The organism is Nocardioides eburneus (assembly GCF_040838215.1).
In the GTDB taxonomy this organism is placed as follows: Bacteria; Actinomycetota; Actinomycetes; order Propionibacteriales; family Nocardioidaceae; genus Nocardioides; species Nocardioides eburneus.
The window spans coordinates 24,425-43,175 of the sequence record NZ_JBFPJR010000004.1; the positions used below are offsets into that span (position 1 = coordinate 24,425).

Sequence of the window (18,751 nt, forward strand, 5' to 3'; positions counted from 1 at the left end):
GTGACTCAAGACACATTAATGGCACTCGTGGTCACAAGCGCCAGCCCTTCGTCGCACTTCTTCCGTCCGGTGGAAGGAGTGGCCCCATGGACCGCCCGGTGACGGTCGGGGCGCGCGGTCGCCCCGGCGTCACCTCGCACGGTGAGATCGAGCAGGCCGCGTTCCGGCTCTTCGCCGAGCACGGCTTTGCCGCCACGACGTTGGACGCGATCGCGGCGGAGGTGGGGGTGGGCCGGCGCACGCTCTTCCGCTACTACCGCTCCAAGAACGACATCCCGTGGGGCCGGTTCGACCGGACGCTCGCCGGGTTCCGCGCCCTGCTCGACGCCCAGCCGAGCGACCTGCCCCTGCACGAGGCCGTCCATCGCGGCGTCGTCGCCTTCAACGAGTTCCCCGAGGACGCGCAGCCGCCGCATCGCGAGCGGATGCGCCTCATCCTCACCACCCCCGAGCTCCAGGCCCATTCCGTCCTGCGCTACCAGGAGTGGCGCGAGGTCATCGCCGACTATGTGGCCCGCCGGACGGGTGCTGCCCCCACCGACCTCCTACCCCGGGTCGTCGGTCAGGTCTCGCTGGCGCTCGCCCTCTCGGCGTACGACGCATGGCTGGCCGACGCCTCGACGCCGGTCCCGGTCCTCATCGACCGGGCGATGACCGGCCTGCGCGACTACCTCGGCGGCGGTGGCTGAGCGCGTCAGAAGAACTCGTCGAGGAGCTGGTAGTAGTGCAGCCGCCACCGCTCGGCCTCGACGGGGTAGGTGGCGAGGAAGCGGGCCGCGCACTCGTGGCCGTACTGCGGGTTGAGGTGACGCGACTCCATCGACCGGGTCATGAGTGCGAGGTCGGCGTGACAGTCGGCGAGGCCGAGCCGGCTCACGTCGACGACCCCGGTGACGTCGTACGTCTCGGGGTCGACGAGGACGTTGTCGAGACAGAAGTCGCCGTGGCAGACGACGAGGTCGAGGTTCTCCTCCAGCGACGCGCGCAGCCCGCCCGCGGCGAGCTCGTCGAAGACGTCCATCGCGCTCCGGCCGAGCCTGACGAGGTCGAAGTCGGACTCGTCGACCAGGCCGGCGTCGACCCGCTCGGCCGCCTGTGGCAGCGTCACGTCGAGCCGCCGGTCGAACGGACAGTCGTCGACGTCGAGGTCGTGGAGGTCGGTGAGGTACATCGCGATCGACGAGGTGACGCGCGCGGTGGCGTAGGCGGGGACCTGGCTGGCCGGCATGCCCGGCACCGCGCCGGTCACCAGCGTCGAGGTCTCCGCGTCCTCGTGCCAGTCCACGACCTCCGCAGTCTCGAGCCCGGCGCTGCCGAGCCAGGCCAACCGGTCCCGCTCGTGCGCGAGTTCCTCGCGCGCCAACGAGTCGGTCGCCGACTTCGCGAAGCAGCGCCCATCGGGACTGCGGCGTACGACGGTGTCAGAGTGCCCGTGCGCCACGACGTGCCAGTCCTCCACAACTGTTCACTGTAGGGAATCGGTGACAGGAATGTTGCTCGCTCGTGCAGATCGGGGTGGGTCGGCGTCGGTCCCGCCGACCGGCTTGGTCGCCAACCAGTACCCAACCCTCGCGTTTCTAGTGTGAGCCTCACCACACCGACGTGGCACGCGTCCAGAACGGGAGTGCTCATGACCCGGATCAACGTCACCGTCGACGGCATGAAGGTGGCCGACGACGTCGAACCTCGCATGCTGCTCGTGCACTACCTGCGCGAGCGTCTCGGCAAGACCGGCACCGTCGTCGGCTGCGACACCAGCAACTGCGGTGCCTGCACCGTCCATCTCGACGGCCAGTCCGTGAAGTCCTGCAACGTGCTCGCCGTCCAGGCCGACGGTCACGAGGTGACCACGGTCGAGGGCCTGGCGCAGGACGGGCACCTCCACCGGGTGCAGGAGGCCTTCCGCGAGTGTCACGGCCTCCAGTGCGGCTTCTGCACGCCCGGCATGATCATGGCGAGCGTCGACCTGCTGGGCCGCAACCCGCACCCCTCCGAGGAGGAGATCCGCGAGGGTCTCGAGGGCAACCTGTGCCGCTGCACCGGCTACCACAACATCGTCCGGGCCGTGCAGTTCGCCTCGGGTCACCTGGCCGCCGCGGTGACCGCCGGCGGCGGCGCGACCGAGGAGGTGGCGCAGGCATGACCGCGACCGAGGCTCGCCCCGACCGCAGTCCCGAATTCGGGGGCAACGAGATCGGCCGGGACCGGCGCCGCAAGGAGGACGCCCGGCTCATCACGGGACGCACCCGTTGGACCGACAACATCACGCTCCCCGGGATGCTCCATCTCGCGATGGTGCGCAGCCCGTTCGCCCATGCGCGGATCACCGGCGTCGAGACCGCCGCCGCCAAGGACTCCGTCGGCGTGGTCGCCGTGCTCACCGGCGCCGACTTCGACGAGAGCCTCGGCGTCTGCATCAACGCCTGGCCGATCACGCCCGACCAGAAGGCGCCGACCCACCCACCGGTCGCGACCGACCGGATCAGCTTCGCCGGCGAGATCGTCGCCGTCGTCGCCGCACGCTCGGCCGCCGAGGCCCGCGACGCGGCCGACCTCGTCGAGGTGGAGTACGACGAGCTGCCGGCCGTCGTCGACCTCGAGGAGGCCGTGAAGGACGAGGTCCTGGCCCACCCGGACCTGGGCACCAACAAGAGCGCGCTGTGGGTCTTCGACTCCGCTCAGGCCGGCACCGGCGGCAACGTCGACGAGGCCATCGCGGCGGCACGCGACGGCGGCATCGTGCTCGAGCGGACCTACCGCCAGCAGCGGCTCATCCCGGCCTTCATGGAGCCGCGCTCCGTGGTCGTCGACCCCACCGGTGAGCAGATCACCGTCTGGAGCGCCACCCAGATCCCGCACATCCTGCGGTTCGCGCTCGCCGCGACCACGGGTGTGCCCGAGTCCAAGATCCGCGTCATCGCGCCCGACGTGGGCGGCGGCTTCGGCGGCAAGCTCCAGCAGACCCCGGAGGAGATGCTCGCCTTCGCGGTCGCCCGGCGCCTCGGCAAGCCGGTGAAGTTCACCGAGACCCGCTCCGAGTCGCTCATGAGCGCCCACCATGGTCGCGACCAGATCCAGAAGCTCACCCTCGCGGCCACCAAGGACGGCCGGGTGACCGGCCTCAAGGTGGAGCTGACCGCCAACCTGGGCGCCTACGTCGCGTTGGTCGGCGGCGGCGTGCCGGTCCTCGGGGCGTTCATGTTCAACGCGATCTACAAGTTCCCGGCCTACCAGTTCAACTGCCAGACGGTGCTCACCAACACCACCTGGACCGACGCCTACCGCGGCGCGGGGCGGCCGGAGGCGACGTACGCCATCGAACGGCTGATGGACGAGCTCGCCGCCGAGGTCGGCGTCGACCCGCTCGAGGTGCGCGAGCGGAACTGGATCACCCATGAGGAGTTCCCGTTCACCACCGTCGCCGGGCTCGAGTACGACTCCGGCAACTACGAGGCCGCCACCGCGCGCGCCAAGGAGATGTTCCGGTACGACGAGCTGCGGGCCGAACAACAGGCCCGCCGTGCCTCGGGCGACCCGGTGCAGCTCGGCATCGGTGTCTCGACCTTCACCGAGATGTGCGGCCTGGCGCCCTCGCGGGTCCTGGGCTCGCTCGACTACGGCGCCGGCGGCTGGGAGCACGCCGAGATCCGGATGCTGCCGACCGGCAAGGTCGAGGTCGTCACCGGTGCCAGCGCCCACGGCCAGGGGCACGAGACGGCGTTCAGCCAGATCGTCGCCGACCGGCTCGGGGTGCCGTTCGAGGACGTCGAGATCCTGCACGGCGACACGATGGTCGCCGCCAAGGGGCTCGACACCTACGGCAGCCGGTCGCTCGTGGTCGGCGGCGAGGCCGTGGTCCGCGCCGCCGACAAGGTCCTCGAGAAGGCCCGGCCGATCGCGGCCCACCTGCTCGAGGCCAGCGTCGACGACCTGGAGTTCAAGGACGGCCGGTTCGGCGTCCGCGGCACCGACCAGGGCATCGGGCTGACCGAGGTCGCCGCCGCGGCCTTCGCGGCCCACAACCTGCCGGACGGGGTCGAGGCCAACCTCGACTCGGAGGCGACCTACGACCCGGTCAACTTCAACTTCCCGCACGGCACCCACCTGTGTGCGGTGGAGGTGGACACCGAGACGGGCGAGACCCGGATGCGCAAGTACGTCGCTTGCGACGACATCGGCGTCATCATCAACCCGCTCATCGTCTCCGGGCAGGTGCACGGCGGCTTGGTTCAGGGCATCGCGCAGGCGCTGTGGGAGGAGGCGGTGTACGACGACACCGGCACCCTCGTGACGGGCTCGTTCGTCGACTACCTGCTGCCGACCGCGGCCGACACGATCAGCTTCGACATCGACCACACCACGTCGCCGGCGACGACGAACTCGCTCGGCACGAAGGGCGTCGGCGAGGCCGGCACGATCGCGTCGACGCCGGCGGTCGTCAACGCCGTCGTCGACGCGCTCCGGCCGTACGGCGTCCACGACGTCCGCATGCCCTGCACGCCCGAACGGGTGTGGCGGGCCATCCGTGAGGGCGGGGCCGGCGGCGACACCACCGGCGCCGCGGCGCCTCACTTCGATGCCTCGACGGGCATGGAAGGCACCGTCGACCGCACCGACGGATCCAGCCCGGAAGGAGGAGACCAGTGATCCCCGCACCGTTCGACTACGTCGCCCCGACCACGCTCGAGGAGGCGCTCACCGCCCTCTCCGAGCACGGCGACGTCGCGAAGATCATCGCCGGCGGTCAGAGCCTGCTGCCGGTCCTGCGGATGAGGCTCAACGCCCCCGAGTGGGTGATCGACCTCGGCAGGATCGAGACGCTCCGCGGCGTACGCGACGACGGCGATGCCCTCGTCATCGGCGCGATGACCCCGCACTCGGTCGTCGCCGCGGATCCACTGGTGGCCGAGCACGCCGCGCTCCTGGCCCGGGCCACCGCCACCGTCGCCGACGAACAGGTCCGTCACCGCGGGACCTTCGGCGGCGCCCTCGCCCACGCCGACCCGGCCGGGGACCTCGGTGCTCCGGCGCGGGCGCTGGGGGCGCAGCTCGTGATCGCGGGACCGGGCGGCACGCGCACGGTCGAGGCCGACGACTTCTTCCGGGGTCTCTTCGAGACCGCGATCACCGAGGACGAGATCCTCACCGAGGTGCGGATCCCGAAGCACCCCGGCTGGGGCGCCCACTACGAGAAGTTCGTCCGGGTCGCCCACCAGTGGCCGATCGTCGCGGTCGGCGCCTCAGTGAAGGTCGAGGGCGGCACGATCGCCGGCGCGGCCGTGGGCCTGACCAACATGGGCAGCACCCCGTTGCGGGCCCGCGCGGTCGAGGCGGCGCTCGTGGGGCAGGCAGCCACGGAGGAGGCCTGCCGGGCGGCCGCGGAGAAGGCGGTCGAGGGCGCCGAGCCGCCCTCGGACCTCAACGGCGACGCCGACTACCGCCGCCACCTCGTCACCGTCCTCACCCGGCGCGCGCTGCTCGCCGCCATCGCCGACGCGGGGGCGTGATCCTTCCGCTGGGAAGCACGACCCATCCCCAAGAGCGCGCCCGCTGGCTAGGTTGGTCAGCGGGCGCGCCCCAGCCTGACCGACGCAGCCTGACCGACGCAGCCTGATCGACGCAGCCCGTCCCGAACCGTCATGAGGAGATCCGTCCCGTGGAGCTGACGCACACGTTCACCGTCCCGACCACCATCGACGAGACCTGGGCGAAGTTCCAGGACATCGCCGACCTCGCCGAGTGCTTCCCCGGGGCCCAGGTCACCTCGGTCGAGGGCGACAGCTTCGAGGGGACCGTGAAGGTCAAGCTCGGGCCGATCGCGCTCGTCTACGCCGGGTCCGGCACCTTCACCGAGAAGGACGAGGCCGCCCACAAGCTGGTCGTCGAGGCCAAGGGCCGCGACAAGCGGGGCAACGGCACGGCCGGGGCCACGGCCACGCTGACCATGAACGAGGACGGCGCCGGCACCGCCGTCGAGGTCCACACCGACCTGGCCATCACCGGCAAGCCCGCGCAGTTCGGCCGGGGCGTCATGCAGGACGTCTCCGACAAGCTGCTCGGTCAGTTCGTCGCGTGCCTCGAGCAGCGGACCGCGACCGAGCAGACGGCGCCCGAGCCCGCGGCCACGACGCCGCCCGAGGGTGCCGCGACGGCGGAGGACGGTGCGGCCTCGATGGTGACCGAGGAGCCGGCCGCCGCGTCGGTCAACCCGGCCTCGCCTGCTGCGGCCGAGGCGGCGGCGCCGCAGGCGTCCGCCCCGCGCCCGGCGTCCGCGCAGCCGTCCGCGCAGCCGTCCGGGTCGACGTCCGGGTCGAGCCGCGCGGGCGGCAACGACGACGCGCTCGACCTCGGTGCGACCGTGCTGCCGGTGCTGATCAAGAGTTATGGCAAGCAGGCCGCCGTCGGGCTCGCGGGACTCCTCGGCCTCGTCCTTCTCGTCCGGCTGCTTCGCCGCCGCTGACGCGCTCGTCGGGGAGTTGTCAGGGGATCTGTCGGCTTGTCAGGTGTCTCGTCCCCTGACAAGCCGACAGATCCCCGGCCAGCCGGGGAAATGCGCGGCCGCCGGCCGCCGCCCGCTCACCACTGGAAGTCGTAGCCGAAGTCGTCGTAGTCGTCGTCGTTCTGCGACTGGCTGCGGTCGTCGCGACCGCGGTCGTTGTTCTTCTCGAGCTTCTTGAGCTTGTCCTTCTCCTTGGGCGACGGCGGCGGTGGCTGCGTGGTCTTCTGCTGCTGTTTGCCCTGCTGCGGGGGTGTCTTCAGCTTGTCCTCGAGCCGCTTCTTCACCGCCGCGGCGTCCTTCGACTCGCGCGCCCCGAGCCCGGCGTGGGTGGGACAGTCGCCGGCGTCGAGCGTCGCGATGCCGTCCTTCCAGGCGTCCTCGGCCTCGTCCCGCGAGCCGGCGCCGGCGGCGGCGTCGCCGATCTTCTCGTCGGCCAGGGCGAGGTTGATCCGCACCGTGCACTCGTGCTCGTGGGGGACGGTCTCCAGCGCGGCGGTGTAGTAGCGGGCGGCCCGCTCGTAGTCGGTCAGCAGGAAGGCCGCGTCGCCGGCGTCGTACGGCGCCAGCCAGCGTTCCATGATGTTGACCGACTGGTTGGCGGCGTACTCCTCGAGCGCGACGGCGCCGCGCCGCTCGTCCCAGGCCGCCTGCCCTGCGGTGTCGTGGTGGGTCATCGCCACGACCTTCCCGAAGAACGCGATCGCGAGCGCCGCGGGCAGCAGCCCGGCGAGATGGAGGACCCGGCGGCGGTGGGCGCGCGGGTTGTCGGACGTCATCGCAGCAGCCCCCTGACCTCGCGGGCGGTACGACGGTGGGGCCACAGCTCCCACAGCAGCAGCGGGACGAGCGCGATCCCGAACGCCCAGGTGACCTCACGCTTGTGACGGCTGCTGCCGCCGGAGGTCGCGGGCGTGGCGTGGAACGACGCGGCGACCTCGGCGAGACCGGCGTCGTCCTGGCGGGCGCGCTGCCGGACGTCGACGCCGAGCTGACCGGCGACCGTGCGCAGGTTGCCGGGGTCGGCGTGGGACACCGCGTCGCCGCCGTCCTGGTCCGTCATGTAGCCCTCGCCCGGGTGGTCGTCGTCGATCCGCATCCTGCCGCCCTGCTCGGTGCCGTAGCCCAGGACGATCCCGCCGTCGACGTACTCCTTGAGGGAGCCGAACGACGCCTGGGTGCCGGAGGAGGTGTTCTCCCCGTCGCTCACGAAGACGACGAGCCGGCGGTGGTCGGGATACTGCTCGACGTCGTCGCTGAGCGTGGACCGCATCGCCTCGATCGGGCTGTCGATCCGCGAGCCGGCGCCGTCGTAGGGGCCCTCGGGCTCGATGGTCTCCGCCCACGCGTCGAACGCGCTGGTGTCGGAGGTGAACGGCAGCTGCAGCCGGACCACCTCGCCGCCGAAGGTGATGGCGGCGAAGCGCGCGCCCGGCAGGTCGTGCGCGAGGGTGGTGAGGTCGTGGACGGCGAGGTCGAGCCGCGGCTTGCCGCCGGGCCCGTCGAGGGCGTCCATCGAGCGGGTCCGGTCGACCACGACGAGGACGTCGAGGTCGCTGTGCTCCAGCGTCGCCTTGGCCTCGCCCCAGCCCGGCCGGACGAGGATCAGGACCATGACGACGACGATCAGCACGCGGCGTACGACGGTCAGCGCGAGCCTCCACGTGGACGACCTCATGCCGCACCTCCGCCGAGCCGGCGGGCGAGCGCGACGCCCCAGCCGCCGAGAAGCATGAGCACGCCGAGGCCGGTGACGGCGATCGCTGCCCCGGGCCGCTCGTCGACGGTGATCTCGGGAGGCTGCCGCACGCGGGCGGCCTCGAGCTGCTCGATGCTGGTGACGATGCGGTCCACGGAGCCGTCCTCCCCGAGGAGGGCGAAGGTGCCGCCGGTCGAGGTCATCGCGTTCGCGAACTCGTCGCGGCGCGAGCCGCCGGGGGCCAGGTCGAGCGAGCCGATGCCGTAGAGCCGGACGTCGTGGTCGCGGGCGTAGGCCGAGACCTCGGGCCAGGTGAAGATCGGCGCGCCACCCTGCGGGTCGTTGTCGGAGGCGACGATCACGGCCCGGCCACGCTTCTGGTCCGCATGGTCGAAGCGCTGGGTGCAGGAGACGATGCCGTCGGTGATGATCGACGCCCGGCGGCCGAGGAACGTGCCGGCCAGGTAGTCGAAGTCCTGACGGGCGAATGCGTCGGACGCCTCGGCCAGCTGCCGCTTGACGAACGCATAGTCGTCCGTGAGCGGGAAGACCGTCACCGCGGCGTCGCTCCACAGCACGAGGCTCACCCGCTCACCGCGCAACCCGTCGACGATCTGCCCGAACGCGTCGAGCACCTGGACGTCCTCGTCGAACATCGACGTGGAGGCGTCCAGGCAGAGGACGACGTCACGGTTGGCAAGGCTGCGCTCGGTCACCGCGGTCGCCTGGGGACGCGCGGCGAGGAGGATCGCGCCGGCCGCGGCCACCAGCACCGCCACGGTCTGCCACGTGGCCAGCCAGGACTGCTGACGGGCCAGGGTGCGGAAGCGTGCCAGGCCCCGGATCCGCTCGGAGTGCGCGACGAGCATCGCCTCGCGCGGCGTGCGGGAGCGCCCGCGCCAGCAGGACCAGACGACCAGCGCCGCGACGACGAGCACGGCCAGCACGACCGCCAGCCACGGCCATCTCAACCCGGGGTTCAGGTCCACGTGCCCACCAGCTCCCGGGCCCGGCGGACCGCCTCGGGGAAGCGGTCGGCGGCGTGGCCCTCCTCGCTCGGGGCGAAGGCGGGGGGATACATCAGCTCGACCGCCTGGGCCAGCGGGACGACGCCGGCCGCGCGCAGGTCGGCGAGGGTCATTCGGTCGGCCGGCACCGGCGTCACCTCGCCGACGTAGGACCGCACGGTGTGGCTGACCCGCTGGTGGCCCTCGCGGGCGCTGAGCGCCCCCTCGTAGACCGCCTTCTCGATCCGGTCGAGCTCGGCGAGGTGGACCGGCCGTGGGTCCGGCCGGGGCGCCGGCGGCGTCCACGCGACGGCGGGGGGAGGCGTACGCCGGCGGCCCCACCAGGTGACCGCGACGTAGTAGACCGCGACCACCAGCAGTCCGGCCAGGGCGAGCCAGAGCCACAGGTCGGAGTGGCTGATCGGGCCGTGGAACTCGGTGGGCAGGTCGTCAGTGTCGGGCATGACGGTGCCTCTCCAGGAGTCGGAAGACGGCGCCGAGGGCGCTCCGCTCGTCGCGGACGCGCTCGTAGGCGATGGCGAGCCCGTCGAGCACCTCACGCATCCGCGCGTCCTCGGCGGCCGCCAGGGCGGCGTACTCCTCGGCCAGGCGGCGGTCGTGCAGCCAGTCGGGCAACCGCGCCCCCGAGGCGACCTCGACGGTGCTCGAACGCCCGGCGTCGGTCGTCGGGTCGAGGTCGTCGAGGGTCACGAACAGCACCTCGTGCTGGACCGCCAGCCGCCGCAGCGCCGCGTCGAGACCCTCGGAGACGGTGTGCTCATCGCTGACGACCACGAGGATGGCGCGGCGCCGGACGGTCCTCGCCACGTAGCGGAGCAGGGCGAGGAGGTCGGACGCCGGCGCCGTCGGCGTGATGGCGTCGTGGATCGCGGCCAGTCCCTGCTCGAGCGCGACCTCGGTGTCGGCCGAGGGGCGGAGGTGCTGCTGCTGCCCGTCGCCGTGGACCACGGCCACCTTGTCACCGTGGCGGACGGCGAGCCAGCCGACGACGCCGGCGACGAAGACCGCGAGGTCCCGCTTGCTCGCGGCGGTGGTGAGCTGGGCGCTCATCGACCGTCCGGTCGAGACCGCCACCACGACGAGGTGCTGGCGCGTGGCGGTGAACCGCTTGACCAGCAGCTGGCGCGTGCGGGCGGTCGCCTTCCAGTCGATGTCCTTGACGTCGTCGCCGCGGACATACTCCCGCAGGTCGTGGAAGTCCATGCTCCGCCCGAGCTGCACGGAGGCGTACTCGCCCTCCAGCAGCCCCACCACCTTGCGGTGGGCGTGCAGCGCGACCCGCGCCTTGATCCGCGGCAGGTACGTCGTCATGGCCGGTGCCTCACGGTCGTGGTCCGCCGCTCACGGGCTCGGGACGGCCCGGACGACGGCGTCGACGAGGGTCTCGGGGGCGACCCGCTCGGCGAGGGCCTCGAAGCTGAGGTGGAGCCGGTGGCGCAGGACGCTGTGGCGCAGGTCGCGGACGTCGTCGGGGGTGACGTAGCTGCGGCCCTGCAGCAGCGCGACCGCGCGGGCGGCCTGGAAGAAGGCGATGCTCGCGCGCGGGCTGGCGCCGATCTCGACGTACGCCGCCGCCTGCGGGCCCAGCAGCCCCCCGACGTTGCGGGTGGCGGCGACGAGGCTGACGATGTAGCGCTTGATCGCGGGATCGACGTAGACCCGCTTCGCCAGCTCCTGCAGCTCGACGATGTCGTCGGGGGAGGCGACCGGGGCGGTGTCCTCGTGGTCAGGTCCGAGGGTGCCGGACTCGATCCGGTCGAGGACGACCAGCTCGTCGGCCTCGCTCGGATAGGTGACCACCTCCTTGAGCAGGAAGCGGTCCATCTGGGCGTGGGGGAGGACGTAGGTGCCCTCCTCCTCGATCGGGTTCTGGGTGGCGAGCACCATGAACGGCCGGGGGAGCGGGTGGACGACACCCGCGATCGAGGTCTGCCGCTCCTGCATCGCCTCGAGCGTCGCCGACTGCGTCTTCGCGCTGGAGCGGTTGATCTCGTCGAGGAGGACGAAGTTGGCGTGCACGGGACCGAGTTGAGTCTCGAACTCGTGGTTGCGCGGGTCGTAGACCTGGGTGCCGATGATGTCGCTCGGCAGCAGGTCGGGGGTGCACTGGATCCGGCTGAAGCGGGCGGCGACGGTCTGGGACAACGTCGAGGCGGCCAGCGTCTTCGCCAGTCCCGGCACGCTCTCGAGCAGGACGTGCCCCTCGGAGAGGAGCGCGACCAGCAGTGCGCTGCGCAGCCGCTCCTGACCGACGACCCGCTCGCTGAAGGCGGTGGTGATCCGGCCCAGGGTCTCGGCGGCCCGCGCGAGCTCGGTCTGGGACGGCGGCGGTGCGGCGGTGGCGGCGGTCGCAGTCATTCGGGGCCTCTCAGAGGTGATCGCAGGACACCGTCGATCTTCCCCCTTCGAGCCAACGGAAACGTCAGGCGACCAGAATGGTCTCCTGGCTCGCGTCCGGCTGCGGCCGCTGGCCGTTGACCTCGGGCGTGAGCTGCGGCTCCAGTCGAGTCACCGAGACGGCGCCGACCAGCAGACAGCCGGCGGTCAGCAGCGCGACGTACACCCATCCGAGATGGGCGCCCACCAGCGCCCCGGCGATCGGCGGCGCGATGATCGCCGGGAGCTGGAAGCAGGCCGCGTTGAGCGCGTTGAACCGTCCGCGCAGGTGGTCGTCGGCCAGCTCGTTGACGATCGCCGGAACGGTGGGCTGCAGCAGCGTCTCGCCGAGCCCGAAAACGGTGGCGCAGGCGACGACGAGCAGCGTCGCGGCGATCGTGCCGGGCACCATCCCGGAGAGGCCGAGCAGGAGCCACGAGACGGCCCAGACCAGGCCCATGACGGCGACGACACGCGTACGACGACGCCCCTCGATCCGCTGCATGACGACGAGCTGGAGCAGCACGATGATCGCCGTGTTGCCGGCGAACGCGAACCCGAGCGCGCGGGTCGACACCTGGCTGATCGAGGTCGCGAAGGCGGTCATGCCCGCGTTGAGCTGGGAGTAGCCGACGAACGACGACACGAAGGTCAGGAGCAGTAGGGTCGGGACGGCCGGCTTGGTCAGCACCTCGCGGTAGCCGGCCTTCGGCACGTCCCGGGAGCGCTCCGGTCGCCCGGCGACGTGACGCAGCGGCCCGAGCAGCAGCACGAGACCGGGCAGGTAGCTCGCCGCGTCGCCGAGGTAGACGAGCTGGAACGTCCAGGCGTGGTGCACGTCGACGAGGACCCCGCCCACCAGGCCACCGAGGCCGATGCCGAGGTTGAGGAGCGTGAAGTTCACGCCGAAGTAGCGCTGCCGCATCCCGGGCGGGATGACCGAGGCGATCAGCGTCTGTGCGGCCGGGAAGCTGGTCCCGAAGGCGAGGCCGTTGAGCACGAGCGCGATCGCCGCGACCGGCACGGTGGTCGCGAACGCGAGCACGACGTCGCTGGCGAGCATCGTCGTCAGCGTGGCCGCGAGCATCCGGCGCGCGCCGATCCGGTCGATGAGCGCGCCACCGGGACCGACGACGAGGAAACCGACCAGCGGAGGGAGGCCGAGCAGCAGACCGGCCGTGGAGAGCGAGAACGCCCGGACGTCGTGGAGATAGACCACCGCGAACGGGAGCACCAGGCCGCTGCCGAGGAACTCGAGGACCACGATCGAGAGGAGCATGCGCCCCTCGCGGGGGAGGTCGCTCCAGAAGGAGAGCAGGGAGGGGCGAGCGGGCGCGGGCGGCGTGGACATCGTCCGCAATTCTTCCGGCGATCGGCGTCGCTGGCGAATCAATAAATCGCTCAGAAGACGTTGAGGGGGCGGAACTGCACCGAGATCCGCGGCCCCGCGCCAGCGACCTTGGGCACGGCGTGCTCCCAGGTCCGCTGACAGCTCCCGCCCATCACGAGCAGGTCGCCGTGGCCCATCTCGATCGAGAGCGAGTGCCTGCCGTCGCCCGGCGCCCCGCTGCGCGGCCGGAGCACGAGCCGACGCGGGTCGCCGACCGAGACGATCGCGACCATCGTGTCGCTCATCCGGCCGCGGCCGATCCGGTCGCCGTGCCAGGCGACCGAGTCGCGGCCGTCGCGGTAGTAGCAGCAGCCCGCGCTGACGAACGGCTCACCCAACTCGTCGGCGTAGTGGGCGCTCAGCGCCTCGCGTGCCGTGGCGAGCGTGGGATGCGGCAACGCCTCGCCGGGGAAGTAGGTGTGCACTAGGCGGGGGACGTCGACCATGCGGTCGTACATCTGGCGTCGCTCGGCCCGCCACGGCACGTCGCGCACCAGCGCGTCGAAGACGTCGTCGGGGTCGGGCAGCCACGCGCGGCGGACGTCGACCCAGGCGCCGCGGGTCAGCGGCGTACGCGTGAATCCGTCGTCGCCGAGCGGCTCCTCGGCGGCCGGTGCGAAGAGCGTGGCCTGGAAGTCCATGCCGTCACTGTAACCCCTTGGATCGAATAGGTGTTCGAAGTTCTCCATTCGCCGGACGCGGGCGGGATTTCGGACCTACTGTGTGCGCCATGGAGCAGGCGGTAGCGGCTCAGGGGCGATCACTGAAGCACGTGCAGGTCAGAGAGTACGTTCGCGCGCTCGTCGCGGGTGACTCCCCGGGCACCCCGGCGCCGTCGGAGCGCGAGCTCGTCACCCGCTTCGGCGTCGCGCGCATGACCGTGCGCCAGGCGATGGACGCGCTCGTGGTCGAGGGACTCCTGGAGCGCATCCCCGGGCGCGGCACCTTCGTCGCGCGCCCGCGCCGTTCGCCCAGCACCGTCGTCGGCCTCACCGAGGAGATGGCCCGCCGCGGCGTCACCGTCGAGTCACAGACGCTGCTCGCCCGCCGCGAGCACGCAGGGCCGGGCGTCGCTCGAGCCCTCGGGCTCCATGAGGGCGACAGCGTCGTCCACTGGCGACGGCTACGCCGCGCCGAGACCGAGCCGTTCTGCGTCGAGGACGTCTACCTCGAGGAGGGGCTCCTGCCCGGGCTCCTCGACGGCCTGCTGCCCAGCAGCCTCTATGCCCAGCTGGCCCACCAGGGTCTGCGCCCGACCTGGGTCGAGGACGCGGTCACCGCCGACGTCGCCGCGGGTGAGGAGGCCGGCATGCTCGGGCTCAGCCACGGTGCTCCCGTCCTGCGCCGTCAGCGGCGCGCGCTCGCCTGCGACCGCGTCGTCGAGGTCTCCCGGTCGGTCTTCCGCGCCGACCGCTACACGCTCCGGCTCCAGCTCGGCCGGGCCGGCTGAGCGCACGGCGGCAGGCTCAGAGCGCGCCCAGGGGAGCGACCACCACGCCGCTGTCCTCGCAGACCCACACCGGGTCGGGACCGCCGAGGTCCGGCGAGATGCTCAGCGAGTGGAGCGGCGCGTCCGAGGGACACGTCGTGCAGATCGGCCACCGCTGCGGGCCGCCGTTCAACGCACCGTCGAAGAGCGCGTCCTGCACGTCCTGGGCGACCAGGCCGGCGACGTACACCAGACCCTCGGGCCACTGCTCGGCCCACCAGCCACGCTCCGACATCGCCTCCTCGAGGATCGACACGGTGCCCGGGGTGGCGAGGGCGCGGGACTCGAGGTCGCGCAGCACCTTCGCGCGCGCGTCGAACAGAGCAGTGGTGTCCATCGCCTCCATGGTGGCGTACCCGTCCAACCGGGTGCGGTATTGATGGAGGGTGACCGTCCTCATCGACCCGCCCAACGCCGCCGGCCACGGACGGCTGTGGTCCCACCTCGCGAGCGACGCGTCGTACGACGAGCTGCACGCCTTCGCGCGGAGCGTCGGCATCCCTGAGCGGCGGTTCGACCGGGACCACTACGACATTCCCGCTGAGGCGTACGACGCCATGGTGGCCGCCGGGGCCACGCCGGTGCCGAGCCGGGAGCTGGTCGCACGGCTCGTCGCCGGTGGCCTGCGCCGGCGCAAGAGCGAGCTCAGGCGGCGCTGACGGCCGGCTCGTCGCCGGTGGGCTCGGTCGGCTCGGTCGTCGCGGTCAGCCGACCGCCTGGGCGGCCAGCGCCGGCTCCAGCGCGGTCAGCTCTCGCTCGAGGTTGGCCCGCGCCTGGGTCTCCCAGCGCTCGCGCGCGTAGGAGGTGTGGAAGAGGCTCTCCTTGGCGAGCAGCCCGCGCAGGACCTGGGCGCGCCCGGCGGTGAACTGGTCGTTCGGCAGATGGGCGTACTCGACTCGGACCGCGGCGGCGTACTCGTCGTACCGCTCCCGGTCCGCGGCCAGGATCGCCAGGTCGGCGTCGGAGAGCACGCAGCCCTCCGTGTCGGTGTCGGCCGGGTCGTGGAACTCGGTCAGCCGGACGAGCCGGGCGACCTCCTGGACCAGCGTGGGGGAGGCGTACGCCGGCAGCGCGTCCTCCGCCCAGGCCGCCGAGCGCTCCTCCGCGTCACGCTCGCCGTCGTAGACCGCGTCGTGGAACCACGCGGCGAGCTCGACGGCCGCCCGGTCGAAGGTCACCCCGGCGTGGGCGAGCTCGTCGATCCGGGCGAGCACCTCCGCGAGATGGCGCGTGTCGTGGTAGTGCCTGCTGGGGTCGGCGTACGCCGCCAGCAGGTCGTCCTTCAGAGCCGCTGCCTCAGGCAGCGGCCAATCTTGAGGCAGCTCCATGCCGCGCAACGATAGCCCCGCAGATCCCGGCCGACGACCCTTGCTCCGAACTCGGGACGATCTCAGGCCGTGTAGGAGCGCAGCCACATGGTGTGCGGCGACGCGCCCAGCTTCTCGAGGGTCTCCGGCGCCACCGGCGTGGTGACGTCGGTGACGACGTAGCCGCGTTCACCGTGGGTGGCGAGGTACTGCCCCGACACGTTGACGCCCTCGCTCGCCAGGAGGTTGTTGACCTCCGCGAGCACGCCGGGCACGTTGACGTGGAGGAAGCCGATCCGGGCGCCCTCGCTCAGCGGCGGCGGCTGCACGGCGGGGAGGTTGACCGACAGTGCGGTCGAGCCCTCGAGGACGAAGTTCTTCAGCTTCGTGGAGACGAAGTAGCCGATCTCCTCCTGCGCCTCCTGCGTCGAGCCGCCGACGTGGGGGGTCAGGATGACGTTGTCGAGGCCGCGCAGCGGGGACTCGAACGACTCACCCTGGGCCTTCGGCTCGATCGGGAAGACGTCGAGCGCGGCGCCGGCGATGTGGCCCGACAGGATGTGCTCGCGGAGCGCCTCCGTGTCGACGACCATGCCGCGCGAGGCGTTGATGAAGAGGCTGCGCGGCTTCATCTTGGCGAACTGCTCCTCGCCGAAGATGCCGGCGTTGCCGGGGCGGCCGTCGACGTGCAGCGAGACGACGTCGGCCTCGGCGAGCAGCGCGTCCAGGCTTGCCATCCGGCGGGCGTTGCCGTGCCGGAGCCGGTCGGCGATGTCGTAGAAGATGACGTTGAGGCCCATCGCCTCGGCGAGGTTCGACAGCTGGGTGCCGATGTTGCCGTAGCCGACGATGCCGAGCGTGCGACCCCGGACCTCGTGGCTGCCCTTGGCCGACTTGTCCCAGATGCCGTCGTGCATCCGCAGGTTCTTCTCCGCCAGACGGCGGGCCAGCACGATGATCTCGGCGATGACGAGCTCGACGACGCTGCGGGTGTTGGAGTAGGGCGCGTTGAAGACGACCACACCGTGCTCGGCCGCCGAGGTCAGGTCGACCTGGTTGGTGCCGATGCAGAAGCAGCCGATCGCCTTGAGGTCGGTCGCCGCGTCGAGCACCCGCGAGGTGATGTGGGTGTTGGAGCGGATGCCGAGCATGGTCACGCCCGGCAGCTTCGCGACGAGCTCGTCCTCGGACAGGGAGTGGCTGAGGAGCTCGACCTCGAAGCCGGCCTTCTCGAGGTTCTCCACAGCGACGGGATGGATGTTCTCCAGGAGCAGCACCTTCACGTCACAAGGGTAGGCGCGATGCGCGGCTCCCGGAGAATCCGACCGAGGGGTGGGACGTCCCTACTTCAATCGCCCTTCACGTTGACGATCTGACGGAGCGTGTGCCGGACCTCGACGAGGTCCTTGGCGTCGGCCATGACCCGGTCGATGTCCTTGTACGCCGCCGGGATCTCGTCGATGAACGCGTCGGTGTCGCGATACTCGATGCCTACCATCGCCCGGCGCAGGTCGTCCTGGGTGAACTGCCGGCGCGCCGCGGACCGGGAGAACTCCCGGCCCGCGCCGTGCGGTGCCGAGTTGAGGGCCAGCGGGTTGCCGAGCCCGCTGACGACGTACGACGCCGTCCCCATGCTCCCCGGGATGAGGCCCGCGCGCCCCCGCTCGGCGTTGATCGCGCCCTTCCGGGAAAGCCACACCGTCCTGCCGAAGTGCCGCTCCTGCTCGGTGTAGTTGTGGTGGCAGTTGATCTCCTCGCAGCGCACGAGCTCGTCGGCCGAGCTCAGCCCGACCCACTCGGCGAACTGCCGCACGACACGGTCCATCATCTCCTCGCGGTTGAGCAGCGCGTAGTGCTGCGCCCACCGCATCTCGCGGATGTAGGCGTCGAACGCGTCGGTGTCCTCGACGAGGTAGGCGAGGTCGCGGTGCGGAAGCGCGACGTGCCACTTCCGGCAGAGCTCGGACGCCACCTTGATGTGGTGCTGTGCGATCTTGTTGCCCACACCGCGCGATCCGGAGTGGAGGAAGAGCCACACCCGGTCGAGCTCGTCGACCGTCACCTCGATGAAGTGGTTCCCGCTGCCGAGGGTGCCGAGCTGGAGGTCCCAGCGCTTGGCGTAGCGGCCCGGCTCGAAGCCGGCCCGCTCCGCCTCGGCGGTGAGCTGCGCGAGCCGCTGCTCGGTGTGGGCGCGGCTGACCTTGCGGTTGGCAGCGCCGGCGCTCAGCGGGACGGCCCGCTCGATCGCCTCGCGCAGCGGCCGCCGATCGCCGGGCAGCTGGTCGCGGGTGAACGGCGTCCGCACGGCGATCATCCCGCAGCCGATGTCGACGCCGACCGCGGCGGGCATGATCGCGCCGAGGGTCGGGATGACCGATCCCACCGTCGCGCCCAGGCCCAGGTGGGCGTCGGGCATCAGCGCGAGGTGCGGGTGGATGAACGGCATCGTCGACGTCGTCAGCGCCTGCTCGCGCGTGCTGTCCTCGAGGATCGAAGCCCAGCTCATGAGCTTCGCAGTGATCTTCTCCATCGATGGTTCCTGACTCGTGGCCCTTCTCGTGATCGACTCTGGGTACCCGCCGGGCGGCGGGCCGATCGGCGAGGCTAGGGGCGCCGAAACCGGTTGCACCACGGATATCCGGTGTGCCCTGCGCGACGTGACCTAGGTTGGTGGCATGGCCGAGCCGCGCACACGCACCCAGCGCATCGGGCTCGGCCCGACTCGGGACGTCCTCATGCTCGACGGCCGCGCCACACTCACCCCGGCCGCCGCGATGACCGATGACGAGCTCGCCGCCTACCTCGACAAGTGCGGCGGGTCCGACCCGCGCACGTGGGCAGACACCGTCCTCCGCGTCCGCCTCGACCGGGCGCAGGCGTGGCGCGAGGAGAACGAGTTGCGCGGCCGGGTGCTCATGCGCGACGGTCGCTGGCTCGAGGACGACTGAGCCTCGGCGTACGGGCTG

At 71.7% G+C, this 18,751-nt stretch carries 21 protein-coding genes; 8 read left to right on the top strand and 13 right to left on the bottom strand.

All coding sequences use genetic code 11. The features are described from left to right. The first annotated feature begins 86 nt into the window (after nucleotides 1–86). Nucleotides 87–689 (top strand): mycofactocin system transcriptional regulator MftR, encoded by a 603-nt coding sequence (gene mftR / locus AB3X52_RS03035; protein WP_367991304.1) that lies wholly within the window; start codon nucleotides 87–89, stop codon nucleotides 687–689. Nucleotides 690–694: 5 nt separating this feature from the next. On the opposite strand, the gene AB3X52_RS03040 is transcribed toward mftR, so the two are convergent. Then, complete coding sequence (locus AB3X52_RS03040; RefSeq protein WP_367991305.1) at nucleotides 695–1,459, bottom strand: APH(3') family aminoglycoside O-phosphotransferase; 765 nt, start codon at nucleotides 1,457–1,459, stop codon at nucleotides 695–697. Nucleotides 1,460–1,630: 171 nt separating this feature from the next. On the opposite strand from AB3X52_RS03040, the gene AB3X52_RS03045 reads away from it, so the two are divergent. The 4 genes from AB3X52_RS03045 (at nucleotide 1,631) to AB3X52_RS03060 (ending at nucleotide 6,460) form a co-directional block, all read left to right on the top strand. Then, complete coding sequence (locus AB3X52_RS03045) at nucleotides 1,631–2,143, top strand: (2Fe-2S)-binding protein (RefSeq protein ID WP_367991306.1); 513 nt, start codon at nucleotides 1,631–1,633, stop codon at nucleotides 2,141–2,143. Next, the gene (locus tag AB3X52_RS03050; RefSeq protein ID WP_367991307.1) at nucleotides 2,140–4,647 is read left to right on the top strand and encodes a xanthine dehydrogenase family protein molybdopterin-binding subunit; all 2,508 of its coding nucleotides are present in this window, start codon (nucleotides 2,140–2,142) and stop codon (nucleotides 4,645–4,647) included. Before AB3X52_RS03045 ends, AB3X52_RS03050 begins: the two co-directional genes overlap by 4 nt. Next, nucleotides 4,644–5,507, top strand: coding sequence for an FAD binding domain-containing protein (locus tag AB3X52_RS03055; RefSeq protein ID WP_367991308.1), 864 nt, complete (start codon nucleotides 4,644–4,646; stop codon nucleotides 5,505–5,507). Before AB3X52_RS03050 ends, AB3X52_RS03055 begins: the two co-directional genes overlap by 4 nt. A gap of 149 nt (nucleotides 5,508–5,656) precedes the next feature. Next, nucleotides 5,657–6,460, top strand: coding sequence for an SRPBCC family protein (locus tag AB3X52_RS03060; RefSeq protein WP_367991309.1), 804 nt, complete (start codon nucleotides 5,657–5,659; stop codon nucleotides 6,458–6,460). Between the two features lie 116 nt (nucleotides 6,461–6,576). Here AB3X52_RS03060 and AB3X52_RS03065 read toward each other — a convergent pair whose 3' ends face one another. The 8 genes from AB3X52_RS03065 to AB3X52_RS03100 form a co-directional block, all read right to left on the bottom strand. Next, complete coding sequence (locus tag AB3X52_RS03065; protein WP_367991310.1) at nucleotides 6,577–7,275, bottom strand: hypothetical protein; 699 nt, start codon at nucleotides 7,273–7,275, stop codon at nucleotides 6,577–6,579. Beyond that, nucleotides 7,272–8,174 (bottom strand): vWA domain-containing protein, encoded by a 903-nt coding sequence (locus tag AB3X52_RS03070; protein ID WP_367991311.1) that lies wholly within the window; start codon nucleotides 8,172–8,174, stop codon nucleotides 7,272–7,274. The genes AB3X52_RS03065 and AB3X52_RS03070 overlap by 4 nt, the downstream gene beginning before the upstream one ends. Next, on the bottom strand, nucleotides 8,171–9,184 hold the full coding sequence (locus tag AB3X52_RS03075) for a VWA domain-containing protein (RefSeq protein WP_367991312.1): 1,014 nt from the start codon (nucleotides 9,182–9,184) through the stop codon (nucleotides 8,171–8,173). Before AB3X52_RS03075 ends, AB3X52_RS03070 begins: the two co-directional genes overlap by 4 nt. Next, nucleotides 9,175–9,666: a hypothetical protein gene (locus AB3X52_RS03080; protein ID WP_367991313.1), complete on the bottom strand. Its 492-nt coding sequence runs from the start codon at nucleotides 9,664–9,666 to the stop codon at nucleotides 9,175–9,177. Before AB3X52_RS03080 ends, AB3X52_RS03075 begins: the two co-directional genes overlap by 10 nt. After that, on the bottom strand, nucleotides 9,653–10,534 hold the full coding sequence (locus AB3X52_RS03085) for a DUF58 domain-containing protein (protein WP_367991314.1): 882 nt from the start codon (nucleotides 10,532–10,534) through the stop codon (nucleotides 9,653–9,655). Before AB3X52_RS03085 ends, AB3X52_RS03080 begins: the two co-directional genes overlap by 14 nt. A 30-nt stretch (nucleotides 10,535–10,564) precedes the next feature. Beyond that, nucleotides 10,565–11,581, bottom strand: a complete 1,017-nt coding sequence (locus tag AB3X52_RS03090; protein WP_367991315.1) for an AAA family ATPase — start codon at nucleotides 11,579–11,581, stop codon at nucleotides 10,565–10,567. Nucleotides 11,582–11,645: 64 nt separating this feature from the next. Continuing rightward, entirely contained in the window at nucleotides 11,646–12,950 is a 1,305-nt protein-coding gene (locus tag AB3X52_RS03095) for an MFS transporter (RefSeq protein WP_367991316.1), read from the bottom strand. 50 nt (nucleotides 12,951–13,000) lie between these two features. Beyond that, complete coding sequence (locus AB3X52_RS03100) at nucleotides 13,001–13,630, bottom strand: alpha-ketoglutarate-dependent dioxygenase AlkB (protein WP_367991317.1); 630 nt, start codon at nucleotides 13,628–13,630, stop codon at nucleotides 13,001–13,003. A 131-nt stretch (nucleotides 13,631–13,761) separates the two neighbouring features. On the opposite strand from AB3X52_RS03100, the gene AB3X52_RS03105 reads away from it, so the two are divergent. Next, complete coding sequence (locus tag AB3X52_RS03105; RefSeq protein WP_367991318.1) at nucleotides 13,762–14,439, top strand: GntR family transcriptional regulator; 678 nt, start codon at nucleotides 13,762–13,764, stop codon at nucleotides 14,437–14,439. Between the two features lie 16 nt (nucleotides 14,440–14,455). Here the strand turns inward: AB3X52_RS03105 and AB3X52_RS03110 are convergent, their stop codons facing one another. Continuing rightward, nucleotides 14,456–14,878 (bottom strand): DUF8819 family protein, encoded by a 423-nt coding sequence (locus AB3X52_RS03110; RefSeq protein WP_367991319.1) that lies wholly within the window; start codon nucleotides 14,876–14,878, stop codon nucleotides 14,456–14,458. Between AB3X52_RS03110 and AB3X52_RS03115 the strand changes: the two genes are divergently transcribed. Next, nucleotides 14,865–15,137: a DUF4031 domain-containing protein gene (locus AB3X52_RS03115; RefSeq protein WP_367991320.1), complete on the top strand. Its 273-nt coding sequence runs from the start codon at nucleotides 14,865–14,867 to the stop codon at nucleotides 15,135–15,137. The two genes, AB3X52_RS03110 and AB3X52_RS03115, sit on opposite strands and share 14 nt — an antisense overlap. A 45-nt stretch (nucleotides 15,138–15,182) precedes the next feature. Here AB3X52_RS03115 and AB3X52_RS03120 read toward each other — a convergent pair whose 3' ends face one another. The 3 genes from AB3X52_RS03120 to AB3X52_RS03130 form a co-directional block, all read right to left on the bottom strand. Beyond that, nucleotides 15,183–15,806 (bottom strand): HD domain-containing protein, encoded by a 624-nt coding sequence (locus tag AB3X52_RS03120; RefSeq protein WP_367991321.1) that lies wholly within the window; start codon nucleotides 15,804–15,806, stop codon nucleotides 15,183–15,185. A 62-nt stretch (nucleotides 15,807–15,868) separates the two neighbouring features. Continuing rightward, the gene (gene serA / locus AB3X52_RS03125) at nucleotides 15,869–17,068 is read right to left on the bottom strand and encodes a phosphoglycerate dehydrogenase (RefSeq protein WP_367991322.1); all 1,200 of its coding nucleotides are present in this window, start codon (nucleotides 17,066–17,068) and stop codon (nucleotides 15,869–15,871) included. Nucleotides 17,069–17,133: 65 nt separating this feature from the next. Next, nucleotides 17,134–18,315 (bottom strand): RtcB family protein, encoded by a 1,182-nt coding sequence (locus tag AB3X52_RS03130; protein ID WP_367991323.1) that lies wholly within the window; start codon nucleotides 18,313–18,315, stop codon nucleotides 17,134–17,136. A 145-nt stretch (nucleotides 18,316–18,460) separates the two neighbouring features. Here AB3X52_RS03130 and AB3X52_RS03135 point away from each other — a divergent pair, with 145 nt between their 5' ends. Continuing rightward, nucleotides 18,461–18,733: a hypothetical protein gene (locus AB3X52_RS03135; RefSeq protein WP_367991324.1), complete on the top strand. Its 273-nt coding sequence runs from the start codon at nucleotides 18,461–18,463 to the stop codon at nucleotides 18,731–18,733. Nucleotides 18,734–18,751 lie beyond the last annotated feature (18 nt).